This window comes from Flagellimonas olearia (assembly GCF_009184425.1).
Taxonomy (GTDB): domain Bacteria; phylum Bacteroidota; class Bacteroidia; order Flavobacteriales; family Flavobacteriaceae; genus Flagellimonas; species Flagellimonas olearia.
This window is the reverse complement of the sequence record NZ_WELG01000001.1, coordinates 340,084-361,012: the sequence shown is the minus strand read 5'-3', so window position 1 is coordinate 361,012 and position 20,929 is coordinate 340,084. Positions and strand designations below refer to the sequence as shown.

16 protein-coding genes are annotated in these 20,929 nt (G+C 44.1%); all 16 read right to left on the bottom strand.

Features of this window, described 5'->3' with window-relative positions; all coding sequences use genetic code 11:
- Positions 1-44: 44 nt before the first annotated feature.
- The 16 genes from F8C76_RS01420 to F8C76_RS01345 all read right to left on the bottom strand — a co-directional run bounded on the left by F8C76_RS01420 (position 45) and on the right by F8C76_RS01345 (position 20,825).
- Positions 45-920, bottom strand: coding sequence for a sugar phosphate isomerase/epimerase family protein (locus F8C76_RS01420; RefSeq protein WP_249042334.1), 876 nt, complete (start codon positions 918-920; stop codon positions 45-47).
- A 185-nt stretch (positions 921-1,105) separates the two neighbouring features.
- Entirely contained in the window at positions 1,106-1,780 is a 675-nt protein-coding gene (locus F8C76_RS01415) for a bifunctional 4-hydroxy-2-oxoglutarate aldolase/2-dehydro-3-deoxy-phosphogluconate aldolase (RefSeq protein WP_152130131.1), read from the bottom strand.
- 31 nt (positions 1,781-1,811) lie between these two features.
- Positions 1,812-2,858, bottom strand: coding sequence for a sugar kinase (locus F8C76_RS01410; RefSeq protein ID WP_129655914.1), 1,047 nt, complete (start codon positions 2,856-2,858; stop codon positions 1,812-1,814).
- A 53-nt stretch (positions 2,859-2,911) separates the two neighbouring features.
- Positions 2,912-4,018: a bile acid:sodium symporter family protein gene (locus tag F8C76_RS01405; RefSeq protein WP_242502198.1), complete on the bottom strand. Its 1,107-nt coding sequence runs from the start codon at positions 4,016-4,018 to the stop codon at positions 2,912-2,914.
- Positions 4,019-4,078: 60 nt separating this feature from the next.
- On the bottom strand, positions 4,079-4,573 hold the full coding sequence (locus F8C76_RS01400; protein ID WP_152130130.1) for a nuclear transport factor 2 family protein: 495 nt from the start codon (positions 4,571-4,573) through the stop codon (positions 4,079-4,081).
- 26 nt (positions 4,574-4,599) lie between these two features.
- Positions 4,600-5,520 (bottom strand): RraA family protein, encoded by a 921-nt coding sequence (locus tag F8C76_RS01395; RefSeq protein WP_242502191.1) that lies wholly within the window; start codon positions 5,518-5,520, stop codon positions 4,600-4,602.
- A 40-nt stretch (positions 5,521-5,560) separates the two neighbouring features.
- Positions 5,561-6,043 (bottom strand): RidA family protein, encoded by a 483-nt coding sequence (locus tag F8C76_RS01390; protein WP_129655910.1) that lies wholly within the window; start codon positions 6,041-6,043, stop codon positions 5,561-5,563.
- A 64-nt stretch (positions 6,044-6,107) separates the two neighbouring features.
- Positions 6,108-7,736, bottom strand: coding sequence for an aminotransferase class V-fold PLP-dependent enzyme (locus F8C76_RS01385; protein WP_152130129.1), 1,629 nt, complete (start codon positions 7,734-7,736; stop codon positions 6,108-6,110).
- A 42-nt stretch (positions 7,737-7,778) separates the two neighbouring features.
- A complete protein-coding gene (locus F8C76_RS01380) occupies positions 7,779-9,026 on the bottom strand; it encodes an amidohydrolase/deacetylase family metallohydrolase (protein WP_152130128.1) in 1,248 nt (415 codons plus the stop codon).
- A 17-nt stretch (positions 9,027-9,043) separates the two neighbouring features.
- Positions 9,044-10,057, bottom strand: a complete 1,014-nt coding sequence (locus F8C76_RS01375; protein ID WP_211372096.1) for an SMP-30/gluconolactonase/LRE family protein — start codon at positions 10,055-10,057, stop codon at positions 9,044-9,046.
- A 26-nt stretch (positions 10,058-10,083) separates the two neighbouring features.
- A complete protein-coding gene (locus F8C76_RS01370) occupies positions 10,084-11,766 on the bottom strand; it encodes a PQQ-dependent sugar dehydrogenase (RefSeq protein WP_242502190.1) in 1,683 nt (560 codons plus the stop codon).
- A 179-nt stretch (positions 11,767-11,945) separates the two neighbouring features.
- Entirely contained in the window at positions 11,946-13,028 is a 1,083-nt protein-coding gene (locus F8C76_RS01365) for a family 20 glycosylhydrolase (protein ID WP_152130127.1), read from the bottom strand.
- 9 nt (positions 13,029-13,037) lie between these two features.
- Complete coding sequence (locus F8C76_RS01360) at positions 13,038-14,210, bottom strand: heparan-alpha-glucosaminide N-acetyltransferase domain-containing protein (RefSeq protein ID WP_152130126.1); 1,173 nt, start codon at positions 14,208-14,210, stop codon at positions 13,038-13,040.
- 361 nt (positions 14,211-14,571) lie between these two features.
- A complete protein-coding gene (locus tag F8C76_RS01355; protein WP_129655898.1) occupies positions 14,572-16,185 on the bottom strand; it encodes a RagB/SusD family nutrient uptake outer membrane protein in 1,614 nt (537 codons plus the stop codon).
- Between the two features lie 9 nt (positions 16,186-16,194).
- The gene (locus tag F8C76_RS01350; RefSeq protein ID WP_249042333.1) at positions 16,195-19,491 is read right to left on the bottom strand and encodes a TonB-dependent receptor domain-containing protein; all 3,297 of its coding nucleotides are present in this window, start codon (positions 19,489-19,491) and stop codon (positions 16,195-16,197) included.
- Between the two features lie 182 nt (positions 19,492-19,673).
- Positions 19,674-20,825, bottom strand: a complete 1,152-nt coding sequence (locus F8C76_RS01345) for a FecR family protein (RefSeq protein WP_152130125.1) — start codon at positions 20,823-20,825, stop codon at positions 19,674-19,676.
- Between the last annotated feature and the right edge of the window lie 104 nt (positions 20,826-20,929).

Below are 20,929 nucleotides of genomic sequence, written 5' to 3'. Positions count from 1 at the left end.
TTTTTTGATTTCTTATGTCCTTTACCCCCATTTCTGCCAATTCTCTAATGAAAGCCTATTTCTTTCAGTCCTTCATGGCTAATTTTTATCACTTCCATGGGTTTTTGGTCCCAGGTCCTGTCCTGTTCCACAAAATATTTTACCATCCCGGAATCTTCTTTTTGAGCCAAAATCCGTTTAAAATCGATGGTACCTTCACCCACGGGGGCAAACTTTCCCTCTTCATCCATATCCTTGACATGCCACGCCTTAAATCGCCCTGGATACTTTTCAAAATACGCAAGGGGATCGGCACCAGCCTTAGTTACCCAATACAAGTCCATTTGAAAGTTTACATATTTTGGGTCTGTATGCTCCAAAAGATAGTCAATGGGCACAATACCCTCTTCATTTACTTTGTATTCAAAATCGTGGTTGTGGTACAATAACTTTAAACCAACGGTCTCGCACTTTTTCCCCATTTGGGTAAGTATTTCTGCCAAATCGGATATAGGACCTTTCATTCCCATACTCTTGGTTTCCGAGTTATAGGTAAAAAGTCCCATTGGGGGCACTGGAATGACAAAGTACTCAAATCCAGCTTTTTTGGCAGCTGCCAGTTCCGTGTCAATATTATCTAAAGTAGCCGATGCCTGATGGGTACTTACAGGTTGTAATCCCAAGCTATTTAAATACGCCTTAAAATCCTCCGGGGCCATTCCGTAGTACTTTCCATCGCTGTAACCAGCAGCCTCCACGTAGGCATAGCCTGCCTCTTCCACTTTCTCCAAGGTTGCTTTAGCATCATCTCCCATATTATCCCTGACCGTATACAGGGCCAACCCCCCAAAGTTTTCTTGGGCATTTACGACTACTGCTAAAAACAACCCTAAAAATGCAAATAGAATACCTTTGGCTGATTTTAAATCTGTTTTCATCATTGTATGTATAGATTAATTTCTGTTCAATATAGGATTTTCTTGGGATTATTCCTGCCCCTGAATACTACGGTTGACTACTTAGGGTTCCCTATGTTTTCAAACACTAAATGTTATTCAAAAAGAAAGCCAATAACAAAATTCTTTGCTATTGGCTTTACAAACTTATAGTAAGCTTATCCCTATATTCAGAGTCCGCTCCGGATTTCCTTGATGTTCTTTAAGGTATCACTGACCAATGCTTCCAGTCCGGCATAATCTTGATCCGCTAAAATTTGTTTGCTGATCAGTTGAGATCCCATGCCCACGCAAGTGACCCCAGAGGCAAACCATGCTTTCAGGTTGTCGGTTTCCGTGCTTACCCCTCCGGTAGGCATAATGCTGGTCCATGGTTGTGGTCCCTTTATGGCCTTCACGAAGCCGGGGCCATAGGTTGATCCCGGGAACAGTTTAATGATTTCCACACCAAGCTCTTCCGCCCGGTTGATCTCCGTTAGACTTCCACAGCCTGGTGAATACATTATTTTTCTACGGTTACAGGTCACTGCAATGTCCTCTCGCAACGATGGGGTCACAATAAAGTTTGCCCCCATCTGTATAAAAAGTGAAGCTGCAGCTGCATCCGTAATGGACCCCACTCCCATAATCATACCTGGGAGTTCGGCCAAAGCGTACTTGTTGAGTTCTGAAAAGACCTCGTAAGCAAAATCGCCACGGGCCGTGAATTCCAATAAACGTGCGCCTCCATCATAACAGGCTTTGAGCACTTTTTTTCCAAGTTCCACATCTGGGTGATAGAACAACGGAACCATGCCAGTTTCCTGCATGACCTGTGCTACTTCCAATCTACTGTACCTTGCCATATATATCTTCTTCTATTCTAAATAATACTTGTTATCGGGCAACTCGTCCGGAGGCATCTCCTCCCATGAGTTTTTCCACTTCATCCACGGTTACCAAGTTCGCATCTCCCTTGATGGTATGTTTAAGGCAAGAAGCCGCTACCGCAAAGTCCAATGCGTTCTGATCATCTTCGGGATACTTAAGGAGTCCATAAATAAGGCCTCCCATAAACGAATCCCCACCCCCTACGCGGTCCACAATATGGGTAATCTGGTACTCACTGGACTTGTACATGGTTTTTCCGTCGTACAAAACTCCTGCCCACGTGTTGTGCGAGGCAGATATTGATCCCCTTAGGGTAGTGATTACTTTTTTGGCATTGGGGAAACGCTCCATCATTTGCTTACAAACCGACAAAAAGGCTTCGGCCTTTACATGTTCACCCTGGGTAGTAATGTCCAATCCTTCTGGTTTGATTCCAAAGTGCTTCTCGGCATCTTCCTCATTACCCAATACAATATCGCAGTATGAGGTCAGTTCGGACATGATTTCCTCACGTTTGGCATCGTCACAGTACTTCCAAAGTTTTGCTCTGTAGTTAAGGTCTGTGGAAACCGTTAGTCCCAATTTTTTTGCGGCTTTAACGGCTTCAATACAAGCATCGGCAGCTCCTTGGGAAATAGCGGGGGTAATACCTGTCCAGTGAAACCATTCGGCTCCTTCAAAAACAGCATCCCAATCCACCATGCCTTTGGTGATCTCGGCCATGGCCGAATGGGCACGGTCATAGACCACTTTACTTCCCCTGCTCACCGCTCCGGTTTCCAAGAAGTAAATCCCAAGACGGTCTCCACCAAACACAATATGCTCGGTGCCAACGCCTCTTTTTCGCATCTCCATAAGGGCACATTCCCCTATATCGTTTTTGGGAAGCCGTGTCACAAAATCCACAGGAACCCCATAATTGGCCAAGGAAACGGCCACATTGGACTCTCCTCCACCATACACCACATCAAAACTACTTGCTTGCGAAAACCTTAAAAACCCTTCAGGGGCCAATCGCAGCATAATTTCACCAAATGTCACAACTCTTTTCATTCCTTCTACTAATCGTATTATTTGTTTGTTATTGTTTAATTTAATCTGATTTCTTACTCTTTATCTTCCTCAACTTCTTCACCTTCCGGAAGTCTTTTGTGCCAGTACGAGGCCAATATAGATCCCGTGATGTTCATTAACGGACCAAATACGGCAGGTGCAAGTCCCATGGTGGCAATTTTGCCCAAGGAGTTTGCAATACCCGAAGCCAGTCCGCCATTCTGCATTCCCACTTCTATGGATATGGTTCTGGAATCCCTCTCGGACATGCCCACAAGTCGTGCGAACCAATAGCCCAAGGTATATCCAAAAAGGTTATGCACCAATACCAATAGCATCAGCACACCACCTATATCCAATAGACTGTCCCTTCCGGCAGCAGTAATCACCACAATGATCAATCCTATACCCAACATGGAAATTATGGGCATGGCCTTATCCAACCATTTGGCTCCATCGCCTCTTAGTTTGTTGAACAACAAACCAGCCCCAATGGGCAAGATGATCATTTTAACAATGCTCCACATCATACCCAACACATCTATTTCGATGAATTCCCCTGCCAATAGTTTCATCAACAAAGGAGTGACAAATGGGGCCAAAAGCGTAGCTATGGACGTAATGGTAATGGAAAGCGCCAAATTTGCTTTGGCCAAATAGGCCATTACATTGGATGCCACCCCACTGGGTGAACAACCGATCAATACAATACCAGCGGCAATCTCCGGTGGAAAATCGCTAATGGTAGCCAATAGGAAACCCATAACCGGCATAATGGCCAATTGGGCGGTTACCCCTACCAAAACCCCTTTTGGAGTTTTAATGATTCCCACAAAATCGTTGACGCTCATGGAGGTTCCCATACCAAACATGATTATCTGGATCAAAGGGATGATCAATCCTGTTAGCTTGAAGTCACCTATATAGGTGAAATATTGGGGATAATACAAAGCCAATGTCACCCCGGCAAATATCAAGGCCGTGAACACATTGCCATTCAAAGATTCGTACCCACTGAAACCATAGGCACAAAAAACAAATATGCCAATGATCACGAGACCTGCACTAGGTAAGTTACCCGTTGCGGCCATGCCTATGGCAATAACCAGCAAAAGCAGGGAAATCCCCAAGGAAATTGAGTGTTTATTTAATTTTTTCAAAAGTCAAGTTTGTTTTGGTTATTCTTATGTACAGTTGTTGTTCCCTTAAGGAACGCTTGCCTATAATTTAAAGGCTTGTCTGGCCAATAATTGCCATTCCCCACTTTCGGAGAGTTCATAGATCTGCATGTTCCCTATCTTGATTTCCAAGGGTTCACCATCTTTGGTGGCACTGGCCAAAAAGATGTTACGCACCACTGCGGTATTGCCCGATAGGGTTATGGTCTGCTCTGGTCCGGTCACTGATTGAAAATCAAAAGGGCCATTGAGCACATCATCAATAAAGGTCTCTTTGTCCTGTACCAATCCACTGGAGTGGCCATAGGTCATTTTATCCGAACAAAGCTTTTCCAGCACCTCACGGGTTGGATTTTCCAATGCCTTGTTAAATTCCAAAACCACAGCTTCCACGTCCGATACTTTAGGCGCAGGGGCTGCGGATTCAACCACTGTTGTTGTCTCTTCCTGTTTCTGTTGGGCATCCCCGCAGGAAGCTAGGGATAGCAACAGGGCCATTGCCGAAAGGGCAATGGCCGTACTATTTTTTACAGTCATAAATGTTTATTAGTCTTTTATCTTCTCTACCAGGTCCTTTTACTCAAGACCTTGTCCAGTTCTTCCCTGGTCATTTTGCCAAGTTCAGGCTTTCCTTTTAGCCATGTGATAAAATCACTTTTGATTTTATCGGTCCATTGGCTATCAATCTCACCTGTGGTGTATTTTTTGGTTTTTATCATCTCAAAACCGAACACATCCTTTAGGGCCACGAACTCTGCAGTGGCCACAACTTGTTCGGCCAAATGGGCCGGTACAAAAAGGACACCTTCCTGTTTGGCGATCACCAAATCACCGGGAAGTACTATGGCAGCACCCATACGGATGGGCACATTGAGTCCCATGGTTACCATTTCCTCCAAAAAAGAAGGATGGAAATCCCGTACAAAAGCATTGAAACCTTGCAATTCCTTGACCGTTTCCAAATCCCTTGCACTTCCGTTGAAGACCACACCGTTGCCAGACTTGCTAAAAATTGAAGTGGCCAAAGTAGCACCCATAAGTGTACCGGCATCAATTTTACCAAAGCCATCCGCAACATAGACATCTCCCTGGGTAAGCATATCGATGGGCCAGGAATTGGTATTCCCTTTTCTGCCCTCGGCATGTCCACGTGCCTTGATGTTAGTTTCAACATCGGGTCGGCTTGGCATGTACATGGCCGTTAGCGCACGACCTACGACGGCAACATCGTCATGGATCATTTTCCAATTCCCTTCGAACTGGTTGGTATACCCTTCGTTATTGAGAACGGTCCAAGCATCGTCTATCCCAATTTTTTTGGCTCTCTCCACAATATCATCCGGAATGCGTGGACGCCCGTCAGGAAAACGTTCGCCTTTCCACTCCGAAGTCAAGAAAACCAATTCTTCTTTTGGGATTGTCTGACCCTTCAGACCTATTGAGATAAAAAATAAAAATACTATGGCAATGTTCAGTTTGAACATATGTTTCATCATATTTAAGTTAATCGTTTGTACTATTTGTTTAGTCCAAAGCAGCTATACAGTCAATCTCCACCAAGGAATCTCCAGGTACACCACCGTACGTAGCCACAGTAGTTCTTACAGGAGGATTGTTTCCAAATCGACCACGGTACACCTCGTTCATGGCGTGATAATCGTTAAGGTCTGCCAAATATACATTCACCTTTAGCACTTTATCCATGGAGGAACCGTTCTTTTCCAACTCCTTTTGGATGTTGTCCAAAACAATTTTGGTATGCGCTTTTATTTCGAAAGGTTCAACGTGTGCCCCTTTACCTGCAATATACAAAGTGTTTCCATGTTTTACAGCTCCAGAGAACAAAGGAACATCTTGGTCGGTCACAATATCACCAACTATTTCTTTTTTAGCTTTTTCTCCTCCGGTCATGGCTTTTGCAGCGGCTGTTGCCCCAACTCCAAATAGAGCTGCCAATCCTACTCCAATTCGCTTGAATGATGATCTTCTTGATGTTTGATTTTCCATATTACAATGTTTAAAAATGATTTAAGGTTTGTTTATTTTTCTATTATATACATTATTTTAAAGACTAGGTAGCCAACGGCGGGCCTCCCGGTACATTCAATTTTTTACGATTTTGCCTGTAAGATACCTTTTTGGCAGCGAACTTGGCTGTTAAATATTCCCCAAGAAATACGGAACCGCTCAGCTCTCCATTGGAAATCTTACCCGTGAACCAAAAACTGATACCATTTCCTGGAATCCTAAAACTGCTTCGGAGTACCACTTCATCGCCCTCGATCATACCAATCATATCCTGACTGCCATTTTCACTGGTGTGCGTACCTGATATCCAGTTACCATCCTGCTCCAAGAAAAACTTATGGGTACTGTTACTGGTAAAGTATTTTACATCGGCTTCCCAATGGCCTGAGATATCTTCGCTTGGAGATACCATTTCATCTGAAATTGGCTCTCTCTCTTGTGAAAGTATCTCATACAATCTATCCGCGACCACTTTTGCATTTCCTGGACGCATTTGGCTAGGGGTAATAGTGATGGCACTACTGTCACCCCTGCTCCCACCTCCAATGGCGATCCTTGGTTTGGTTCGGGCCACGATCTCGGCCACTTCCTCTCCAGTGATGTTAAGTTTGTCCGGATCCCATTTTAAAATCAATCTAGGGGTCCTATTGTTCAAGCCTTTGGGCAAGGTCACTTCAGGAGTAATTCCATCAATTTTGGTCAATTTGGAAGAAATCTCGTCCATCCAACCCAACCAGGTCTGCCATTCCTTATCATGATCTCTGGTTGTCCAAGCCTCAACAGCGGCCAACATTCCCAACATCTCCTCTTTTCCTACTTTGTTGTCCCTTCCCGGTCCATGGTGTGGCGAGCTGGCCTGCCATGCTGCCATTAAAAGATCCTTGTCTCCCAATAACAACCCGGCACACTGTGGTCCGCAAATGGCCTTTCCTCCACTATAGGCAACCACTGTGGCCCCACGCTCCAAGTGCACACAAGGAATGCTCAAATCTTCCGCAGCCGCATCGGCCAAGATTGGAATGTTCTTTGGCTTGGCAATTTCGCTGATCACTTCCAACGAAAGTGGTTTTCCTGTTTCATTGTCATCCCCTGTCATGATATAGATCATGGCCGTTCTTGGGTTGATGGCCTCCCGCATTTCCTCTGCCGAATTCACGGTAATCACTTTTACCCCAATATTTCGGATAGCGTGATCGTAGTAGTTTCGTGAACTTCTTGGGATAATAACCTCGTTCTTTTCAAAATCATCAATATGGGGTATCCTGATCAGTTTTTCTGGGTTACCACCGGTTACACAGGCGGCAGTAACGTGTTTCATCCCTGCAGCACATCCTGCAGAGACCATTCCCCAATCTGCCTTGGTAATTTCAGCCAAACGACGGCCAATACCTTCGGCCAACTCATCGTATTGTACAAAGTACCCAGATGCGGCCTCTATGGCCTCTATCACCTCTGGACGTTCCGTAGAGCCTCCCAATATGGTAAAGGTACCTCTACAGTTTATAATGGTATCTATTCCCAAGGATTCATAAATGCTGGGGCCTTTGGATGACTTGGTCATCAATGGACCTGTAACACTTCCCAATGTACCGCCAAGCATTGATTGGCTGGCCATTAGGCTTCCCGCTACAGGAACGACACCCAATTGTTTGATTATTTCCCTTCGTTTCATGCTCATGTCTTTACGTATTAGTTTGTTTTAGTTTGGTCATTTTTATTTGTCCCATTCTTTGCTGGACAATCCGTTAAGGTCATACACTACCCTACCGTCCTTTAAGGTCACCTCACACTGGAATTTTTGGTCTCCCATCATCTTTTCATTCTTGGTGTCCACAAATCCAAATTCTCCTTTTTCAATGCTAAGAATGGCCACATCGGCAATGGCACCAACACTCAAATGTCCCAAATCGGTCCTCTTGATATATTGGGCAGGGTTCCATGTGGAAATGGCAATTACTTCCGCAACCGGCATGTCCATATTCAAAAACTTGGACATAATGTTCGTCATATCCTTCATACCACCATTCATACTACCAATGTGCAGGTCAGTACTGATGGAATTGGGCTTGAAACCTTGCTGCATGGAAGGAACTGCCTGTGAAAAAGCAAAGCTTCCGCCACCATGGCCTACATCAAAAACGATTCCTCTTTTTTGGGCTTCAAAAACAAAAGGCTTCACCTTTCCTTGGTCATCAACCACTCGCTCCCTGCTACCCAATGAGGCGTAGGCATGTGTAAAGATATCCCCGGGTCTCAACTTTTCCATGAACAGGGTCTCTATGGACAACATAGGTCTACTTCCTCCAAAATCGATCATTACCGGTACATCGGCCATGGTTCCTGCTTCAACAGCTCTTTCGGTTGGGGTCCATTCGAATCCTGAATAGTGGGCCAACTTTACCCCTACCAATTCCTTGTATCTACCAACGGTCAAGGCAGTCATTTTTGGATCCATATCGTTGACGTTCTGCTCGATCACACCACCTTTCATACCAGAGCCCACAATGTTCAAAAATGCCAATACCCTGGTCTTGGATTCATCAATGACATTTTTCTTGAAAACCTGAAAATTTCGCCATCCTGCGCTACCGGCATCCACGACGGTAGTTACACCGCTTCGAAAAGTAAAGTTATCAGGAGCAACACTGTGCGAACCTCCACTGTACATTGAATTCTCTTCGGTTCCGAAGAAAACGTGTCCGTGAAGGTCAATAAGTCCGGGAGTGACCAATTTGTCTTGGGCATCGATAACTTTTTTACCCTTCTTGGCCGATATGTTACTGGAAACCTCAGCGATTTTTCCTTCTGAAATGGCCACATCCATTTTCTTGTTTATGCCATTTTTGGCATCGATAAGCGTTCCGTTCTTGATCACCAAATCATATTCCTGTGCCTGAACGGCCTTTGAACAGAACAAAACTGCCAAAGCAATAAGTGCGTACTTTAATTTATGTATTTTCATTGTATTATGAGATTATGTTATTCTTTTCTTTCTTTGATCATTTGGAATGCCCTTCCTGGACTCTCCACAGTAAAGGTCTCCACATTTCCATTATCCTGAAGGGTAATGAATGCCTGGGTTCCCTCTTCACCGCCAAATGCAATATTGGAAGCTTTTTTACCTGTCAATGGAATCTCCTCAAGGATTTCCCCTGTTGTTGTGGATATCTTGGCAACGGTACCTTTTCCGTGGCGGGTCACATATAAATTTCCATCCGCATCGGTGCGCATACCGTCCATCCCAAAATCTTCAAATTTGGTCAGCAAACGTTTGTTGCTGATTTCCCCTTCCGGAGAAAGATCATAGGCCCATATGTTTCGCTGTACGGATTCGTTCACATAAAGTGTTTTGTTGTCCGGGCTCACTTCAATACCGTTGGTGGTTCCCATATCCCCTTCGAGCAAGGTAAAGGTCCCCTCTTCCACTCTCCAAATCTGTCCTTTTGAATTGGCCCAATCAGGGTCGCTGGCAAAGATGATATCATTGTCCATAATGGCGATATCATTCGGTTGGTTCAATTCGTCATTGTGGGCATAAACACTGATCTCCTTGGTGTCCATATCCACTTTTAGCACATTGTGCATGGTATAATCCGCAATGAACATATCCCCGGCACTGTTAAACCGGATACCGTTGCCAATACTCCCTTCGGGAAGGGTCACAAACAGCGAGGCATTCCCCACAGCATCCACTTGACCAATGGTACCCTGCTTTTCAAAATTTACCACATAAAGGATGCCATTTGCGTCAACAGCAGGCCCTTCTATTCCTCCGGTAAAACCTGATGGTTCTGTAAAAACGCTGCTCTGATACAATGTGGATTCTTCTTTAGTACTGTTTTCCTGTGCTTCGGATACTGACTGACCGTTTGATTTTTGCTTACATGCTGTGGATAGCAACACCAAACATACCGTCATCAGCCTAAAGTTACGGAAGGGATTGCAAACGCCCATATTCTTAATAGCCATTGTTATACGATATACAGATTTCATAAAAAAAGTGGTTTAATTGGTTGTCCCTACGGTGTTTCGTTGGCCTTTCTCACCTTAGCCACCTCTTCCGGGGTTATTTTTGAACCTTTGTTTCCAAAGTTACCACGCACATAGGTCAATATACCCGCAATCTCCTCATCTGTAAGTCTATCCAACTTGGGCATTACGTTGTTATAGGACTTTTCGTGTACAAATATTTCCCCGCGAAGGCCTTGAAGCACCACATTGATCAAACGCGTCTTGTCTCCTAAAATCCACTCTGCATCATCCAAAGGTGGAAAACGATCGTTACCCAAACCATTTCGTTGGTGACATACGGAACAATAGGTGTTGAAAAGCTTTCCTCCTTCGCCTACATTTTCATCACTATACTTATCTTCGCCATCATTCGGCTTAACCACCAAGTCTTCGAACTCAACCGGAGTTTTAATGTTGGAAGCCGTTCTTTTGCGCTCTTCCATCCCAGCCAATTCAGCTTCACCGAATTCCTCCTTATCCCCTTTGTACATGATTCTCCAAATCTTACCTTTTTCGGAATCCGATACATACAAAGAACCGTCGGGTCCAACGGCCAGCCCCATAGGACGGTACATTGCATCACTGGTGTTCTTGATGATTTCCTGTTCGGCAAAGCCATCAGCAAATACTTCCCAAGGTCCTGTTGGAATTCCGTTCTCCATAGGAACAAATCCAACAAAATAACCTGTTTGGGGGTATGGGGCACTACTGGTAGAACCATGGAAGGCTATAAAGGCACCATTCTTATATCGCTCTGGAAATTGATCTCCCTCATAGAACATGATATCGTTTGGTGCAAAGTGCCCAAGAAAACCAACAACAGGGTCGGTCAATTTGTCTACATCCTCTCCTTGTTTTTCGCCATCACCGCCATACTCGGGATTAAGGAAATAATCTCCTTTGATTTGGTCATAGTAATGGTATGGCCATCCTGCATCGTCTCCATCCTTAAGCCTCACAAATACTTCCGAAGGCAATACAGAGCCTTCCCAAGCCGTAAACTTATTTGGCCATGTGGGGTGCATGTAATCCCTTCCGTGCACCACGGCATATAAGTTATTGTCTTGATCGTTCCAATCCATTCCCACAACGCTTCGTAGACCCGTAGCGAATTTCTCTCCATCTTCCTGAAACTGGTTCAACTTATTGGCATCAAACTTCCAAACCCCAGCTCTATCTTCCAGTATGGGGCAAGGGAACATTCCAGGGGACAATGGCGATCTATCGTCCACTTGACATACATCGGAAGGAGCTCCATACACCGTGTACAAATTTCCTTCTTTATCAAAAGCGATTGGCTTGGTATCATGCTGTCTTGGCGGTTGCCTATCTGTCAAGATCAACTCAAGTTCAGTATCGGGCACCAACTGGTCCGTTAATTTTTGGCGATAAATCCTTGTTACCGAACTGAAATATAGATATCCATTGTGGATACGCATTTCGGTTCCGTAACTACTGCGGTCTATGTAATCATCGAATGTTTCAATGATATCGGCCTTACCGTCATTATCGGTATCCCGAAGCGCAGCATTTCCTCCTTCATCATTTGGGAATCTTAACTTTACGTAAATATCGCCATTGGTATTTACGGTAAGGTGCCTAGCCCTTCCTTTCAAGCTGTCCACAACGGACACCACCTCAAATCCATCCGGAACAAACAGACCTGCATTGTCCGGGTCTCCGGGGGGCAATCCACTGTCCTTTGGGGCGCATTGTACAAGAAAAATTGCGGCGATCGCACAAAGTAAGGGATACGCAAAAACACGCCTTTTGTTAGCGTATTTAAAGTTTGGTTGGCTAGTTTGGTTCAAAAATTTACTCATTTTAGTCAAGGGTATTACTCTATTGTTTGGTTTTAGTTTACTTAAGTTTAGTTTTTTATCTTTTGTGTTGCGGCAATCATTGCTTTTAGGGTGTTTACCACTCCTGCGCTGGCTTCATCTGGTTTTTCACTGTAATAATTTTCCATAAAAGAATCTGCGGACGACCACACTGTATGCATTACCCCCAAATATTTCCCAGCCATTTCAGGGGTTGAATTTTGTTTGAAGGAGTTCATCATTTCCACTTGCTCTTCGGCCACATTGGGCCTACGCCATGGACAGGCAATTACCTGTAATCCGTTCATGGCAAAATAGGCAGGTGTGGGAATGGCCTTCTCGTAATGCCAATCGCAAATGACCACAGATTTTGAAATCATCCCCACTGCACTCGCCGTATTGTTATAGCTTCCCTCCCACATTCCTATTCCAGAATCGGTACCATCGATAAGACGATCGCCCCAAATCCATAGTTCCTTGCCACTACTCTGTAAATGATCGCTTATTTTGTTCACTTCCCCTGCAAAAAGCATGGCAGGGTCTTTTCCTTGACATCGAGGACAATCTGGATGCGCCAGATAAAACACTTCATCCATACCGGCATGAAAAGCGTTGGCTTCAAAAACCTCCATAATCTCATCCACTATATCAAAAACAACATCATGTACTTTGGGATGCAACGGGCAATAGCTTTTGCAATACAGCCTATCCGCATTGGGCCACTCATATTTTTCCGGAAGCTTTACCTTTGGGGTCTCGTCAAAATCTGGGTAGGCCTCCAAAAGTTTGCTCAAATCACTATGCCAGGATTGATGTCCCAAAAGATTTACCTGTGGAATCAAATTGATGTTGTGCTTTCTGCTAACCGCCAGCAATTTCTTGATATCTTCCTTGCTCAATGGATTCTCATCCCTAAGCTCTGGTCTGGACTCATAGGCATAATTGTAATCTACCCTCAATACAAGGGTATTGATTCCGCCGGGAGCCAGTTCGTTTTCAATGAACTTTACAAAATCGTTTACTTTATCCTTGGATGGGGCCGCTATACAAAAACCTCTCACTGCAAATGGGGATTGCCCAAAACCAAAAGTCGTGGCAAGCAGCAAAATCAGCACTATTGTTTTTCTTCCCATGATTTTGTTTTATAGTTTTAGTTTAATTCCTTTTTTCTCCAACCATCCCGTAATCGCAACTACGAGCAGGGCAAATACCATGGAGCCTAAAAGTCCGATTACCCCAGTGTTCAGAACATCGGGCAACGTAAAGCCCACAAATGTCCGTAATGGATAAATAATGTACGGTAACATATAGCACGTTAAAGTAGCCGTTCCTGCCGGAGCAATGATCTTGGCCCACTTTGTAATTTTCTTCTTATCTGCGATATAGTGCAGAACCGCAAAAAGGATAAAACCCATGGCAGAGCACACTGCCAACCATGAAGGTGTTGCCCTTAACTTGGAGATTCCCCATATTGGCCGGGTACCCAATGCATAAACAAGACATATAATTCCTAACACTGTGAGAATCAGATACACTTGTTTTAAACTGGTTTTGACATATTTTTCAAAAATCAGTGAAGCCAAAATCCCTGCAGAAGTCAGCCCGGGTATGGTACCACCAACAACAGTTGAAAAATATCTCCACCCTCCATTCAACTCCAAAGAAAAATCGGTTTGCGCCAACACTGAAAGGACATTGAAAAGTATCCAAACCGCAATCATTACAGCAAAATTTCCCCTTGCATACAAAAAGATAAGGGCATTGGCCAAATAGGCCCACCCAATCAATCCCAAAATACCCCACCATTGTGGCCGCATCCAATGCTCTCCGTCTGCACCTCCTTTATAAATCAAGGCCAAAAACAAGAATATCAGTACCCCAAAAATCTGAAGTGGAAGATGCCATTTTTTAGGAATTGGGCTTCTTTTGTAATGGGTCCATACCAAAAATACAGCAAAGGCCATCAGCATGCACCAAAGATATTTTCCAATTATCATGCCTTCACTAAATGCGGTTTCGTAGTTCACCATGAAGACCCCTATGAAGAGTAAGGAGAACGACCTTATCAAAATATGCTTTGCAATGGATGCGCGCGTGTCCCCTTTCTTTAAGCGATTTTTGATCGCAAAAGGAATACTAAGCCCCACTATAAAAAGAAACAAGGGAAAAATAATATCGGAAAAGCCCAAATAGTCTTCACTTGCCTTGGCATGCAAAAGCCATTTTGGAACATTATCCAATGTCCAAAAGTCGTTTACCCATATCATAAAAACCATGGTCAACGCCCTCAGAATGTCTATTGAATTGAGTCGCATATTAGTTTCCGTAGGCCTTATATCCTTTTGAAAAATTTCCCAAGTTTATTACACCCATATTATAAGTACGCACGAAACTTTAATAACCCTATATTTTTTTGTGATTTTTAATAAAAAATCTTCATATATATAATCCTGCAAGCTATTAAATTTTCGATTTCCTTGGATTTAAATTGCAAACAATTGTTATTTTTTCAAAAGAAAGCCTTCAAAAAAAGAATCCTCTTTGAAAGCTCTTAATATCTTATGAATCCATTTGCCTTCGAATTCCATTATTCAAGATATAAAACAAAAAAGCGGGCGAGAAAACTGGCTTTCCCGCCCGCGGCTTCAAACTTAACTCAACTTAAACATGTAAACTCTAAAAATTAGGGGCGCCAGTATCCCACCAAAGTCTAGTGCCTCCATTGTCGGGACCGCCCAATTTGGAAACGGCTCCGGCAACGCCTTCGGCATTGGTAGAAAGTTCACTATCCACAAATGGGATTCTTCGGATTTGAATATCCGTATCTATGGTTCCTGGGCTTTGATTGCTCACTACCGGGAAAATTTTGGGGTATCCGGTACGACGGAACTCGCTCCACGCCTCTTGTCCATCAGGGAATACCGCTATCCATTTTTGGGTAATGATCTTTTCCAATTTGGTTTCATTGTCATCAGCACCATCCCAAGCAATGGTTGCATCGGTAAGGGCATTGATATTGTTGGACGGGTACACTGGGTCCACATAATCTGCAGGCACGGAAACGTTGTCCGATATATAATCATCAGCGCTGCCAACACCTCTCTGTTCAAAGGAAAGGGCAATTCCCATCTCATAGTTGGCCTGGGCATCACCAGCACCACTCCATCCCCTCAAAGCAGCTTCCGCTTTTAGGAAAGCCACCTCAGCAGCCGTCATTAGTTGTGCCGTGTACTGGGTCAAATCGTCATTGATTACCGCAAATCTTACATAGTCGGCCTTTTGGGCCGATGCATCCGCATATCCATCCAACAAAGGCAATCCATTCCTGATTCCTTTAAGTGTTCCGGGAACAATGGGTTCTGTTTCCGAATCCCCTGGGTTCACTTCCGAAAAATAGGCATTGATACGAGGATCGTTATATCCACCCATAATAGACTCCATGGATGCGTTCATACGGGTATCCCCCCAAGAATTATCAATCTGGGCCAATGGATGGCTGTTGGTGCTGGTCACAAAGAATCCATCGTCATTGCCGGCCATTACACCCAGCGGGTGGCTCAAGGCTTTTTCACCTTGCAACTTGGCCTTTTCAGGGGCTACTTTGGAAATTCTGATAGCGAGCCTCAACCGCAAGGAATTGGCAAATCTCACCCACTTTGAATAATCTCCTCCGTAAGCGAGGTCGAACGCCGAAAATCTTGGGCTATCGATATCCGCCATAAGATTATCCACGGCGGTATCCAAATCGGCAAAAAATGCATCATAGGCTTCCTCTTGTGAGTCATATACCCCAGCATTGTCCAAATCACCGAAATTGGTATACACAATAGGACCAAAAACATCCGAAACCCTATGCATGGCCTCTACCTTCAAAATCAAGGATACCGCATAAAGGGTTGGATATTCCCCTTGGGTAAGACCCTCAATGTCCTTGACATTGTTCATGACATTGGAATAAGGAACGGACCAGATGGTATTGTTCCAACCACTCACCAAGTTATAGGTCGTGTTATTGGACCCGTTCTGAAAAGGGTTTGGAGGGGTCAAATATCCTGCGTAGGCATCGGCATTCAAGTTTTGCTGGAGCTGGTATTGCCATCCGGGATTGAAAATATAGATACTTTCAAACACGGGCTTATATTTGGATCCCACATGTTGAAAATCCCCTTCGAGTTGCTCTTGGGTTATTTCCCTTGGGTTTTTATTGAGTTCTTCAAAATTCTCAGTACAGGACGTAGCCAAAAACCCTAAAGTAGCTGCCAAAACGCCCAATCTATATATATTTTTCATGAGTTTTTTTTAAAAAGTTAGTTTTACGTTTAGACCTGTGCTCCTTGTGGAGGGAAGACCTAGAACATCCACTCCCTGAAGTGCATTGCCTGTACTTAAACTGACATTGGGGTCATGTGGGGCATCTTTGTAGAAGAAGAACAGATTGCTTCCCACCAAGGAAGCGCTCACATTGCTGAAGAAAGATTCTTCTCCCAAATCAAAGGTGTAGCCCAACGCCAATTCGGCCAACCGTACATTGGTGGCACTATAGACGTATTCACCTGTAAAACCATTCCTTCCACCTGCAGCACCGTAGTATTGCTGTGCCGTCCAAGTTTCTGGATTACCATTGATATCAACCACTTCGATGGCTCCATTGGCTGTCTCACGCGCTGTGTTGTTGCTCAAGCCTTCCACAGCAGCCTGGGTCATACTCATGGTCTCACCACCAAACTTCCCATCAATCAAAAAGTCAACACTGAAGTTTTTATAGCTAAAGGAGTTGTTCCACCCCAAAGTAAAGTCTGGGTTGGCGTTACCCACTTTTTCCAAACCTTCGATAACATTGTCGGAGTTTTGGTCATTTTCCACCAAACCACCATCAACTACAACAGGTCTACCCTGCTCGTCCCTTTTCACCACTCGGCCATAGATGTCCCCAAAGGAACCTCCTTCTACCAAATAGGAAGCAAAGGAATTGTTCCCTGCCCCGGAAAGGGTAAAGTACGTAGGCTCAATAAGTCCATCGGCAACCGTACCGTCATAGATACTTTCCACTACGTTCTTGTTTCGTGCAAAGTTCAATGTGGTCTTCCAACGGAAATCCTCACTTTGGATAGGCGTGGCAAAAACCGTGGCTTCAATACCCCTGTTGACGATCTCTCCTGAATTCAAGCCTGCATTGGGCGCCCCAATAACCGCTACGGAAGTTGGGAAGGGGAAATACTGATTAACGGTCTTGGTGTTATAGTACCCCACATCAAAGCCCAAACGATTGTTGAAAAACCTCCACTCGGTACCCAATTCAAAAGACTTCTGCTTTTCTGGCTTAGGTGTGGTTCCAGGGAAAGGTCTGATAGGATCGGTAGGACTGATGCCATTACCAAACAGAATGGTCCTGTTGGGATTGATCTGGTTAGGGGAGAAATCATTCCCCACCTCGGCATAGGAACCCCTTACTTTGGCAAAAGAAATCTTCTCGCCAAAATCAAACATCTCGCTCAACACACCTGTAAGACCTACGGACGGATAAAAAAACGAATTGTTCTCCGGTGGCAAGGTAGATGACCAGTCATTTCTGGCCGTAAGATCGATGAAGATCTTTTCATCATACCCGAAAGTGGTGCTCGCAAAAACAGAGTTTATCTGTCTGTTCAATGACGTTTGCGATAGTGCTACCTGCGAATTGGCATTAAAGTTTTGAAGGGTAAATACATTCGCAAATTGAAGCCCTCCCTGTGATCCAGAGTCCGCATTAAGGATTTCAGTGGTATTTCGCTTTACACTACCCCCAACGTTGGCGGTAAAGGAAAGGGTTTCAGTGATATCGTAATTGATATTGGCGATAACATCACCATACAACTGACGGATATCCTGCTTATTAAAGGTGTAGCTACCGTTCTCATGGGCCAATGTAGCCTGTGTGGAAGCATAAGCCTTGCGCTCAAAATCCAACAAGGATTGATCATAGGTTCCCCTGGTCTGGATAGACAACCAATCATTTACCTTAAAATTCAAGTTCAAGGAAGCCAACAACTTTCTGTTCGTATCTTCTCTTGGGTTCCTGTAGACAATCCAATACGGGTTTTGCTCAATATCGGACAACGGTCTTACCCAACGCTGCACCTGAATGTTCCTGTCTGGGTTGTACTCCTCAAAATCGGCATAATCCGATAGGCGTCCATCGGCAGTTGGAAACACATAAGTCCCTACCAAAGGATTGAAATAAAATCCTGAAACAGCCCTATTGCGTATTTGTTGGGTAGATGCCATAATGCTGGCATTCATGGTCAACACATCATCAAAAAACTTGGCGGTTTCCCTTAAGTTAATGGTATGTTGCTTTAGCGTGTTATCTGGAAGAATCCCCGAAGCAAAGCTGTTGCTATACGAGAAATACGTCTGCGCCTTTTCTGTTCCACCGGACAAGGACACGGAATTGATGTTGTTTACACCTGTTTCCAGAAAATCATCAACATTCTGCTGTGCTGCATCACTGAAATCAATCATGTAAGCAGCCCTATCCACCGTAATGTTGGATGAAAAATCCACTTTAAAGGTACCATCCCGGCCTTTCTTGGTAGTAATCAATATTACCCCGTTAAGACCCGCATTTCCATAAAGTGCCGATGCGGAAGCACCTTTCAATACGGTCAAGGACTCAATATCGTCCGGGTTGATCAGGGAAAGGGCGTCTCCACCGTCCCTACCACCACCAAAGGTACTCGTAGGCTGAGACGCTGTTGGGTTACTCAAAGGCACACCATCCACTACATACAAAGGCTGGTTGTTGCCAAAAGAGTTGTTACCACGCAAGGTAACCTTAACCGAACCCCCTACCCCAGATGAACTTCTGGTAATGGCCACACCGGCCACCTTACCGGACAAGCTGTTCATAGGGTTGGTCTGTTTTACCCGGTTCAATTCATCAGAATCGATATCCTGGGCCGCATAAGTCAAAGACTTCCTGGTTTTCTGGATACCCAGGGCGGTTACGATCACTTCGCTAAGCTGATTGGCATCCTCCACCAAGGTAATATCGATGGTTGATTGACCATTGACAGGAATCTCTTGGGTTTGAAAGCCAATATAGCTAATGACCAAAACGGCATTGTCATCCACAGAGATGGCATAATTCCCATCAAAATCGGTCTGGGTACCATTGGTCGTTCCTTTTTCAATAATATTCGCGCCGGCCAATGGAATTCCCTGTTGGTCCAAAATAGTACCGCTCACTTGTTGCTGCAAGCGTTCTACCGTTTCCACTTTTGATTCCTCGACCTTAACTTCTGATTTCTCCCTCTTCCGAACCACAATGGTGTTGTTTGTGGTGAATTCATATGTAAAATCTATAGGGGTAAGCAACATGTCCAGAAGATGTTTTGCTTTTACAACACCTTGTTTTACTGGAACTTCCGGAGCATCTTCCAACAAGTCGTTCCTATAAATAAATTTATAGTCGGCCTGTTTGTTCATAAGTTTGAAAACCTGTTTTGCACTGAGCATTCGATCCTTGGCGATCAAAATGTCGGCGTCTTGGGAAAACCCTTCTTTGGGTCCCAAGGCAAAAGCCAGCGTGCAAAATAAAAAGGTAAAAGTTTTCATCAGAAACTTTAGGAGCCGAAAACCTGTTTTAGATCGGCCCGAATTCAAGTTAATTTTCATAAATTAGCAATTGGTTTAGTTAGACATAGTTTTAATTAATCCGCTGAGGACAAAGGCTATTACGGTGGAATGTGTTAGCCTTTTCCTTTTTTTATGCAATCAGCATTTCCTTACATACTGTCCTATTTTATATGTACAGTTTTGTTTTTTACTTCAAATTTGACCTCGCCTTGGCTTGCCACACCAATCAATGTCAAGATATCGTCAAATGATTTGGTCCTTTCCAATATTCCTGTAAAATTGAAATCCTTGCGTTGGGCCGACTCGAATATCACATCTATGTCATACCACCGCGAGAGCACTTTCATGATCTCGCCCAAGGACTCCCCGTCAAAGATGAACACCCCATTTACCCAAGAGATGGCCTGGGAGGCATCCATATCAATGACTTCTATTTGGTCCATGTTTTTCTGGATTCGTGATTGTTGATTGGGACGAAGCGTTTTTCTGGAATTTCCTTTTTCCAATGCAATCCTACCTCCTACCAAGGTGGTCACGATCTCATCATCATCCTTGTAAGCACTTACATTGAATTCGGTACCCAAAACACTTATCGTCTGATCATTGGACACCACACTAAAGTCTGAACCCTTGTTTTGGGTACTTGGTGTAACCTCAAAATAGGCCTCTCCATACACAAGCTCTACCTCGCGGGTCTGCCCCTGGTAAAACGTCACGGGATACTTTAACTTGGTCTCGGAGTTCAACCAAACTTTTGTACCATCGGACAATTGAAGATAAAACTGACCTCCCCTAGGTATGGTCAGGTAATTGTACAAAACATCATCTCCTTCATCTGTCCGCTCATGCGTTCCATAAACAATCTGCTCCCCATTACTCCGCATGGTACCCTTTTGAAAACTTTTGCCTTTCTCCAGCGCTACTTGGTCCCCATTTTCCAAAGTGAGCACCGCCTTATCGGAGCCAATCACAATTTTATTGGGTACACTTACAGTCTCTTTCTTAAAATAACGGCCACCAAAAATCAATCCGATAGCAAGCAATATGGATGCGGCAATGGAAATTTTGGTGTATGTATGAAGTCTGCCCTTTCTTTTGTTGGACTTCACTTTCTGTTTTATGGATTCCTTGGCTTTATGTAAGTCGTAATCTGCCATGCAACTCGTTGTTAGGTAGTGGATTCTAACTAAATTATTAAAGATTGTGATATTGTTTTGGTCACTCAACCAGTCATCCAACTCCTCCAATTCCCTGCGATTGGCTTCCTTGTTGAGGAACTTGATGATTAAGTTATGCCCTTGGGTCGAATTCATGCCTTGCAATTATTCTTAAATACGTGTGAAAGTTTTTTGACCCTGTATTTTTTTATGATTTTTTTTATAATTTTTCGGGCGAAAACGATAAAGTAGATGGAAAA

Bases quoted from the DNA above. Each gene is read 5' to 3' on its own strand.
- F8C76_RS01420 (WP_249042334.1), bottom strand. From the start codon at position 920: ATGATGAAAACAGATTTAAAATCAGCCAAAGGTATTCTATTTGCATTT.
- F8C76_RS01415 (WP_152130131.1), bottom strand. From the start codon at position 1,780: ATGGCAAGGTACAGTAGATTGGAAGTAGCACAGGTCATGCAGGAAACT.
- F8C76_RS01410 (WP_129655914.1), bottom strand. From the start codon at position 2,858: ATGAAAAGAGTTGTGACATTTGGTGAAATTATGCTGCGATTGGCCCCT.
- F8C76_RS01400 (WP_152130130.1), bottom strand. From the start codon at position 4,573: ATGACTGTAAAAAATAGTACGGCCATTGCCCTTTCGGCAATGGCCCTG.
- F8C76_RS01395 (WP_242502191.1), bottom strand. From the start codon at position 5,520: ATGTTCAAACTGAACATTGCCATAGTATTTTTATTTTTTATCTCAATA.
- F8C76_RS01390 (WP_129655910.1), bottom strand. From the start codon at position 6,043: ATGGAAAATCAAACATCAAGAAGATCATCATTCAAGCGAATTGGAGTA.
- F8C76_RS01385 (WP_152130129.1), bottom strand. From the start codon at position 7,736: ATGAAACGAAGGGAAATAATCAAACAATTGGGTGTCGTTCCTGTAGCG.
- F8C76_RS01380 (WP_152130128.1), bottom strand. From the start codon at position 9,026: ATGAAAATACATAAATTAAAGTACGCACTTATTGCTTTGGCAGTTTTG.
- F8C76_RS01375 (WP_211372096.1), bottom strand. From the start codon at position 10,057: ATGAAATCTGTATATCGTATAACAATGGCTATTAAGAATATGGGCGTT.
- F8C76_RS01365 (WP_152130127.1), bottom strand. From the start codon at position 13,028: ATGGGAAGAAAAACAATAGTGCTGATTTTGCTGCTTGCCACGACTTTT.
- F8C76_RS01360 (WP_152130126.1), bottom strand. From the start codon at position 14,210: ATGCGACTCAATTCAATAGACATTCTGAGGGCGTTGACCATGGTTTTT.
- F8C76_RS01355 (WP_129655898.1), bottom strand. From the start codon at position 16,185: ATGAAAAATATATATAGATTGGGCGTTTTGGCAGCTACTTTAGGGTTT.
- F8C76_RS01350 (WP_249042333.1), bottom strand. From the start codon at position 19,491: ATGAAAACTTTTACCTTTTTATTTTGCACGCTGGCTTTTGCCTTGGGA.
- F8C76_RS01345 (WP_152130125.1), bottom strand. From the start codon at position 20,825: ATGAATTCGACCCAAGGGCATAACTTAATCATCAAGTTCCTCAACAAG.